This is a genomic window from Pedobacter sp. UBA5917, assembly GCF_002432345.1.
GTDB lineage: Bacteria > Bacteroidota > Bacteroidia > Sphingobacteriales > Sphingobacteriaceae > Pedobacter.
Genome location: NZ_DJDT01000349.1, coordinates 1 through 8,919, shown reverse-complemented (window position 1 = coordinate 8,919; position 8,919 = coordinate 1). Strand labels below are relative to the sequence as shown.

Annotated in this window: 6 protein-coding genes; all 6 read left to right on the top strand. The window is 40.3% G+C overall.

Features of this window, described 5'->3' with window-relative positions:
- The first annotated feature begins 359 nt into the window (after positions 1-359).
- The 6 genes from B2V92_RS24365 to B2V92_RS24340 all read left to right on the top strand — a co-directional run bounded on the left by B2V92_RS24365 (position 360) and on the right by B2V92_RS24340 (position 8,725).
- Complete coding sequence (locus B2V92_RS24365) at positions 360-2,828, top strand: PIG-L family deacetylase (RefSeq protein WP_293313012.1); 2,469 nt, start codon at positions 360-362, stop codon at positions 2,826-2,828.
- Between the two features lie 100 nt (positions 2,829-2,928).
- Complete coding sequence (locus B2V92_RS24360; RefSeq protein WP_293313011.1) at positions 2,929-4,623, top strand: sodium:solute symporter; 1,695 nt, start codon at positions 2,929-2,931, stop codon at positions 4,621-4,623.
- A gap of 96 nt (positions 4,624-4,719) precedes the next feature.
- Positions 4,720-5,343 (top strand): class I SAM-dependent methyltransferase, encoded by a 624-nt coding sequence (locus tag B2V92_RS24355; RefSeq protein WP_293313009.1) that lies wholly within the window; start codon positions 4,720-4,722, stop codon positions 5,341-5,343.
- Positions 5,344-5,470: 127 nt separating this feature from the next.
- Entirely contained in the window at positions 5,471-5,989 is a 519-nt protein-coding gene (locus B2V92_RS24350; RefSeq protein ID WP_113947854.1) for a DUF2911 domain-containing protein, read from the top strand.
- Positions 5,990-6,376: 387 nt separating this feature from the next.
- Positions 6,377-8,461: a glycoside hydrolase domain-containing protein gene (locus tag B2V92_RS24345; RefSeq protein WP_293313006.1), complete on the top strand. Its 2,085-nt coding sequence runs from the start codon at positions 6,377-6,379 to the stop codon at positions 8,459-8,461.
- A 72-nt stretch (positions 8,462-8,533) separates the two neighbouring features.
- Positions 8,534-8,725: a hypothetical protein gene (locus tag B2V92_RS24340; protein WP_113947856.1), complete on the top strand. Its 192-nt coding sequence runs from the start codon at positions 8,534-8,536 to the stop codon at positions 8,723-8,725.
- The last annotated feature ends 194 nt before the right edge of the window (positions 8,726-8,919 follow it).

Below are 8,919 nucleotides of genomic sequence, written 5' to 3'. Positions count from 1 at the left end.
TTAACTGGTTAATTGTTTAAATCGGTTAATTGCCAAGCGCTACACGCCAAACCTAAAGCTAGTTAATTGCTCTTATTGCTAAATCGATAGCTTCACAAGAAAACCGTCATCTCGAGCGGAGTGCAACAGAGCCGAGAGATCTACTTCGAGATAGATCTCTCCCCGCCTGTACAGGCAGGCATTCCATTAAGTTCCAGTCGAGATGAGGCTATTTTACAGATTGTATCGAAATGACTAATCATATCGACTGATTGACTAAGGACTAAAGACTCTAGACTAAGGACTAATTTGTACCTTTTTCGTTTCCGTGACACTAATTAAAAGCTTTTTAAGCATATTTGATGTGCAAAACAAATACTATGTTTAAAAGATTAACTGCAATATTTATATTATGCTTTCCTGCAATATTTTGCGCTGCCCAACAGGTACGTCCGGCAAAATCTTCAGAGATTTATAGAGAACTCAAAACCTTAAAACACCTGCCAAAGGTTTTATATTTAGCGGCCCATCCCGATGATGAAAATACAGGTTTATTATCATGGCTGATCAACGATCAAAATGTAGAAACAGCTTATTTATCGCTTACCAGGGGTGATGGCGGCCAAAACCTTTTGGGTACCGAGCAAGGCGCTGCTTTAGGCCTGATCAGAACGCACGAACTTTTAGAAGCCCGTAGGTTGGATGGTGCGCAACAGTTTTTTACCAGAGCTATCGATTTTGGTTTCTCCAAAAATACCAACGATACTTTTAAGCAATGGGATGCCGATAGCATTACGGCTGATGTGGTTTGGGTAATCAGAAAGTTCAGACCGGATGTAATTATCTGTCGTTTTCCACCAACCGCTGCTGCAGGCCACGGTCAGCATGCTGCTTCTGCTGTGGTTGCGGAGAAAGCTTTTAAAGCTGCGGCCGATAAAAATATGTTCCCTAACCAACTCAAATATGTTTCGGTTTGGCAGCCAAAAAGACTTTTATGGAATACTTTTAGGTTTGGTTCGGTAAATACCACTGCCGAAAACCAGTTGAAAGTTACCGTTGGTCAATACGATGCACAATTGGGTATGGGTTATGGTGAGCTGGCCGGTTTAAGCCGGAGCCTGCATAAAAGCCAGGGTGCCGGAACACAATCAGTTGCTGGTGTACGCTCCGAATATTTCAGTCATGTTTTGGGCGATCCTGCCAAAAGAACGCTTTACGATGGTTTAAGCCTCAATTGGTCTGATAAAGGCATTGCAGATATCGACGAACTGATCGATATTATCTTGTTGTCATTCAATTACAATCAGCCCGATAAAAGCCTGCACGGGTTATTGATGTTAAGAAAAAAAATAGCCGAATTACAGGATGCAGGTCTTCGTAAAGATAAACTCGCAGCCATCGATCAGATTATTTTAAGCTGTGCCGGTTTTATGGGCGAAGTGGTAACCAATCAGCCCGAGGCTATCGCAGGTAATGGATATAATTTCCGTTTAAATTTAATTTCGAGATCAGCCACCCCGGTAACTGTCGAAAATGTAAACTGGTTAAATCAGACTGATAACCTCAACAGGAACTTATCAAACGATTCGTTGATTACCATCGAACGTAAAATCCAGATCCCTGCCGATGCTGCACTTACTGAACCTTATTGGCTGGCCAAACCTGCAAAAGATGCAGCAACTTTCAGTGTGGCCAATGATACTTTAATCGGTCTGCCAGAAATGCAATCGCCACTTAATGTGCTGTTATCTTTAAAGATTGAAGGCGAGAAATTTGCAGTGAACTTACCTTTATCCTATAAAAAATTAGATCCTGTTAAAGGTGATGTGGTAGAAGCGCTCAGGATTATCCCACCACTTGATTTAAGTTTTGCTGAGCCTGTTTACTTCGCCAAAGAAAAAGAGGGGCTAAGTGTTACACTTCGTTTAAAAGCAAATAAGAATATCAATTATGGCAAAGTGAGTTTTAAAATCGGCAACCAGGTGATAAAGACTTTCCAGGGAATTAATCTTGCCGAAAATACCATTACCACTAAAGATTTTCTGATCCCGGTTGAAGATCTGGCCAAAGTAAAGGCAAGTCAGAATAAACTCGAAGCCGTTTTCTCGTCAGAGGCGAACGAATTTTCGAAAGGACAGGTATTGATCCAATATCCACATTTACCAACTTTGCAATATTTTGTTCCGGCTACTACCTGGCTGATCAAAGGCGATGTAAAAGTATTGGCCAAAAAAATCGGCTATATTGAAGGTGCAGGCGATTTAATTCCAGAGTTTTTAAGGCAGGCAGGCTTGCAGGTAGATGTATTAACCGAAGCCGATATCCTGAATGCCACAAAACTGGCCAGTTATGATGCCGTGGTAACAGGCGTGAGGGTGATTAATACCGAAAAACGTATTAAAAATTGGCAAACCGCTTTACGTGCTTATGTAGAAAACGGTGGAACCATTGTAATGCAGTACAATACCACGCAGGATATGGCTTTACAGGATTTCGGGATTTATCCGTTCACCATTGGAGGCAAACGCGTAACCGAAGAAAATGCAGAAGTTAAATTTTTAAACCCTACACATAAACTGTTAAATTATCCGAATAAAATTACCGCCGACGATTTTAAAGGATGGGTTCAGGAACGTGGTGCTTATTTTCCTGATAAATGGGATGCTAAATATGAGCCACTTTTCGAAATGCACGATACCGATGAAGAACCGCTTCAGGGATCAACGCTTTATGCAAAATATGGTAAGGGCAATTTCATTTACACGCCTTTGGCCTTTTTCAGGCAGTTACCTGCCGGTAACGTTGGTGCGGCAAGGTTGTTTTTTAACTTTTTGTCGGCTGGGAAGTAATGAAAAATCAGTTTAAAAAATGGAATACCTGGTATATATTACTCGCACTTGCGTTATTGTTCCAGATTGTGTTCTATTACCTTTTTACTAAATTCTGGGCATGAGTAGTATCGATTGGGCAGTATTGATATTTACTTTGCTTGCGGTAGTTACCTACGGCGTTTTTATCGGCCGTGGGCAAAAAAGTAATGCTTCATACCTAAAGGCTGATAATAAAATGCCCTGGTACATTGTGCTGTTGGGTATTATGGCTACACAGGCAAGCGCCATTACATTTCTATCAGCCCCTGGGCAGGCCTATACCGATGGAATGCGCTTTGTGCAGTACTATTTCGGCTTGCCATTGGCGATGATTGTAATCTGTATTACCTTTATTCCGATTTTTCAGCGCCTGAACGTTTATACCGCTTACGAATACCTGGAGAATCGTTTTGATAAAAAAACAAGGGTTTTAACGTCGCTGCTTTTTCTTTTTTCACGGGGTTTATCAACAGGGATCAGTATTTATGCGCCGAGTATTATCCTCTCGAGTGTTTTAAACTGGAACATTTATTTAACCAATATATTAACAGGTGGAATACTATTAATTTACACTTATGTTGGCGGCGCGAAAGCCATTGCACACACACAGAAACTGCAATTTTTGATCATATTGGGTACTATGGCCTTTGCCGGATACCTTTTGGTGCAGAATATGCCCAATGGGATCGGTTTTAAAGATGCCCTTTACCTTGCAGGAAAATCCGGGAAGTTGAATGTAATTACCACCGAATTCGACTGGAAAGATAAATACAACATCTGGAGCGGATTAATTGGAGGCTTTTTTCTAGCCCTTTCCTATTTTGGAACAGACCAAAGCCAGGTGGGAAGATATATTACCGCAAAAGATAATACCAATGCAAAAATGGGATTGTTGCTTAACGGATTGGTTAAAATCCCGATGCAGTTTGCCATTCTGTTGATCGGGGCCTTATTATTTGCGTTCTTTTCTTTAAAACCTGCGCCTATATATTTCAACGAGCGTTCTTACCAATACTTAAAAGAAACACAACCTCAGCAGGCTGCAGCTTTCGAAAAGGAGCATAACGCATTAGAGCAGAAATTCAGCCAGCAATCAAAGCATATTCTTGAAGAAAAGGATAAACAGTCGTCTTCCTTAAATACTTCTATTGAAAATTTTAGGGTAACCCAAAAGCAGGTTAAAGAATTACATGGCAGGGTAGAAGAGGCCATCAATAAATCGAACTACAATGCCGAAAAAACAGATACCAATTATATCTTTTTATACTTTGTAAAAAATACCCTCCCGGTAGGAATGATCGGATTGCTTTTTGCGGTGATCTTTTTGGCCAGCTGGGGATCAATTTCGGCGGCACTTAACTCTTTGGCTGCATGCTCATTAAAAGATGTGCACCTCATTTTTGGTAAAAAAGAAGTAGACGACGAAACCGAATTGAAATATAGTCGCCTGCATACACTGGCCTGGGGCATTTTTTCTATCGCCGTTGCCATGTTTGCCACGCAAATGGGATCGCTGATTGAAGCCGTAAATGTTCTGGGCTCACTTTTTTACGGACCGATACTGGGTATTTTCCTGGTGGCATTTTATTTTAAAAAGATAAACGGACCGTTGGTATTTATCGCGGCAATCTTATCAGAAATAGCCGTAATTGCGGTGTACGAATTTGATATCGTTTCTTTCCTTTGGTTAAACGTAATCGGTGCCTTTGCTGTAATTTTATTTTCGGTATTGGGCTTATTGTTTTATAACCCTAAAACAGAAGTTGCCAAGTAGCTTCAATTTTTACTTCAGGAAGATATTTGAAACTAAGTTGCATCAACAAAATTCGATACCTTTATTTTAACCAATTAAAATAAAATTACGCGAAATATGAACGAAGCCTGGGTTGACCGATGGAATGACCGGTACAGTACCGACGAGTTTGCTTATGGCGAACAACCGAACAACTATTTAAAAGAACAGTTAGAGCAGCTCAATCCCGGTAAAATACTTTTCCCTGCAGAAGGTGAAGGCCGTAATGCTGTTTTTGCTGCCCGGTTAGGTTGGGAAGTTTCAGCTTTTGATATCAGCATTGAAGGTAAAAATAAGGCGCTTCAACTGGCTGCAAATAATCAGGTAAGTATCGATTATCAGGTAGGCGAATTACAGGAACTGAATTACAACGAAGAACAGTTTGATGCCATAGCACTCATTTATGCACACTTTCCGGCGGCAATCAAATCATCATACCATAAAACCATCAGCCGTTATTTAAAGAAAGGTGGTGTAATTATTTTTGAAGCTTTTAGTAAAAATCACCTCGTTTATCTGGCCAAAAATGAAAAAGTTGGTGGGCCTAAAGAGCCGGGCATGCTGTTTTCTATTGAAGAAATAAAAGCTGATTTCCCTAATTATGAAATCATCACTTTAGCAGAAAAAGAGATCGAACTCAACGAAGGTTTGTTCCACAACGGGCTGGGTTCGGTAATCAGGTTTGTAGGGAAGAAAAAATAGAAAATGACCTGCAAAATAATAAAACCATTCCAGCGTTTTTAGACACTGGGATTATAGTTTTATTCAACCGAAAGCCATAAATTCGTAAAATCAAAAAAACAACAAAAACAGATAAATATAAAATTCTATGAAAACGATGATTAAATCAATCGCGTTGCTATTTACAGCAATTACCGTTTCTGTAAGTGCAATGGCTCAAGATGCTCAGCCTAAACCAAGTCCTGCGGCTACTGCGACAGGGAAAGTGAAAAACGCGACCATCACTATTAATTACAGCAGCCCTGCAGTAAAAGGACGCAAAATCTGGGGAGGCCTTGAGGCTTTCGATAAAGTATGGCGTGCCGGTGCAAACGAAGCTACAACTTTCGAAACCGATAAAGATATCGTGGTAGAAGGCAAACCTTTGGCAGCTGGAAAATACAGTTTCTTCTTAATTCCTAAAGAAAGTGGAACCTGGACAGCAATTTTCAACAAAGAACCTAAGCAATGGGGTGCCTACAAATACGAAGAAGCAAAAGATGCTTTACGTGTAGAAGTTAAAACCAAAGCATTAAAAGCTACACAAGAGCGTTTGGTTTATAAAATTACCAAAAGTGGTTTCTCTTTGGATTGGGATAAAATCTCTGTTCCGGTTAGCATTAAATAATAAGGGAATAAATTTATTTAAAGCCGTTCCGATGTAAAATCGGAGCGGCTTTTTTTATTGATTGTTAGTCGAGATTTGCAATCCCGTCTCAAGAACTCAGGATTCGTAATCCTGCTAAAAGGTAAAACCTGATCATAAATTTAGGATACTAATATGGACTGGATTACAAATCCGGTCCAGCAATGGGTCGAGAAATCTATCTAGATAAATCTCTCCCAAATATCGTCACCCTGAACTCGTTTCAGGGTCTTTCATGCTAGATAGACCCTGAAATAAATTCAGGGTGACGGGCAATAAAAAACTTCCTTTTTGTAAATAACCTAACATATAATACCTAGTTCACATTAAAACATTATTTTAGGCCCAATTACAAACAAGCACCCCATAATGAAGTTTTCCATTAAATTACTGGCCTTACTGCCATTTATTTCGTTAAACGTTTTAGCACAACAAAAAACACAGAATTTTTCGATCAAAACCGCAAAACCTGTAGATCAGGTTAATGTTTTTTTAGGCTCTTCTGCCGATCACGGACAGATGTCGCCGGCAGCTTCAGCGCCCTTTAGTATGTTGAGCATTGGCCCGCAAACCTATCCAAAAACACATACCGGTTACGAATACCTGGCGAAGAAATTTGAGGGTTTTACCCACAACCGCTTCGAGGGCGTAGGTTGTCAGGGATCGGGCGGGAATATTTTTATCAAACCTTTTTTAGGTACCGATCCGGCACAGTGCGAACTGATTAAAGCTTCTGAAAAGGCAGCACCTGGTTATTACGAAGTTGGGTTCGAAAATAAAATTAAAGCCAGCTTTACCGTTTTAGGAAGGGCCGGGAAACATGCCTACCAGTTTCCGAAAGGGGCCAAAGGTTTTTATCTCGATTTGGCTTATGCCTTTAATGGTGCCTTTGTAGCCGAATCGCATGATGTTAACGGAAATGCAGTAAGTGGCTGGATCACTTCAAAAACAACCTGTGGTGCTGGTAAATATAAAATATTCTACTACCTCGAAATCGCTGATAATGTATCATGGAAAGTAATCGACGATCATAAATTAATCGGAGCTTTAAAAGGAGAGGTAACTTCAACCGGGATCAATATTGCGCTTTCTTCGGTAAGTGTAGAAGCTGCCAAAGCTTCGCTCAATAAAAATCCGTTCAACATTGTAAAAGAGCAGAGTAAAACCGAGTGGAATACCAATCTTTCTAAAATTGCAGTAAATGGCGATCTGGAAAGTGCAAAACTTTTTTACTCACTCTTGTACCGTACCATGCAGTCGCCTTACGTGATTTCTGAAACAGATGGTGCTTACCGCAATACCAAAGGAGAGCTCCAAAAAGATAAGGAAATCCGATACAATGGCTGGGCAATATGGGATAACTACCGTACACAATTGCCGTTGCTCTCACTTATTGAGCAGGACCGGTATGCCGGAATGGTAACTTCAATCGCCGATCTCTATAATTCTGGCAAAAAAGATTATGCCACACAAAACGAGCCTTCGAACACCGTGCGATCAGAACACGCCATCGTGGTATTGCTAGATGCTTACCGTAAAGGTTATGCTGTCGACTTCAATAAAATTGCCGATTCGTTGGTGAAAGAGGTGAACGGTCTTGATTATAAATCACCAGATAAAGCATTGGAGTCAAGTTATGATAACTGGGCGCTGTCTGAAATTTTTAAGATTTTAAATAATAAGGAGAAATCTGATTTTTATCTGGATAAGGCCTTAGAATACAAAAAATACTGGAATAAGGATTTTAAGGATCTGACCAAAAATGATGTAGACCGCATGCAGGCCCGTGGGTTATACCAGGGAACCATTTGGCAGTACAGGTGGTTTGTACCTTACGATTTTAAAGGATTGATCGAACTGGATGGTGGGGAAGAATCCTATCTCTCCAAACTGGATGAGTTTTTTGACCGCGATCTGTATAACCATGCCAACGAACCCGATCTGCAGGTGCCGTTGATGTACAATGTAACCAAGTCGGGTTATAAATCGCAGTATTGGATGCATCAATTGGCCGCTGATACAGTAATTCAGAACTATTTTAACGATAACAGTCGCGGAATTGGCAGTTATATCGGTAAAATTTATAGAAATCAGCCACATGCCTATCTTCGTACTATGGATGACGATGCCGGTGCGATGAGTGCCTGGTATGTATTTGCAGCAAGTGGATTTTCGCCTGCCTGTGTGGGCTGGCCCGTTTATTATCTTAACGTACCTTTGTTCCCGTCGTTAAGTTATAATTTGCCCAAAGGAAAAACCTTTACCATCGAGACCGAGAATTTCAGTCTTAAAAACAAATACATCAAAGCTGTTTTTCTTAACGGAAAACCTTTTAAGAAAAATTATATTACGCAGGAGGAAATCAATGCCGGAGGTGTGCTGAAAATCGTTGCTTCGGCAGTTCCGGTCAAAATTTCGGATACCGAGAACTGGATTTCGACCCTTGATAAATAATTTTATAAAAATTAACACCAAATGACAAACTTATTTTTAAAAATCATGTTACTCTAGTATAAATTCAAGATCATGGCACCTTTAAAATTAAGCGAAGAACAAAATGCAACACTAGGCAACAAAAGTACCTTAGAACAAGTTAACGAACAACCTTTAGAACTTCATCCAGAAGCCTATAAGGTAAAAGGGCCATCACCAGATAAAATGAAGACGGTTTCGTCGTCATTAAGGAACTATGCCCACGGTTTGTACGGATTATTGTAATAAACGCCTCCAAAAAAATCTTTTCATACCAGATTATATAAAAGCAGTTAAGCGTAAAGCTTAGCTGCTTTTTTTTCGAGTCTTCTTGTCCCCCTTTTAAGCTATCGTATGGGACACAATTCCAATGATATTTTTATCCGCTCCTATGCCGCGGGGGCATGGTACTTTGGAGCGCCAAAGTACCCAAAGCGCTT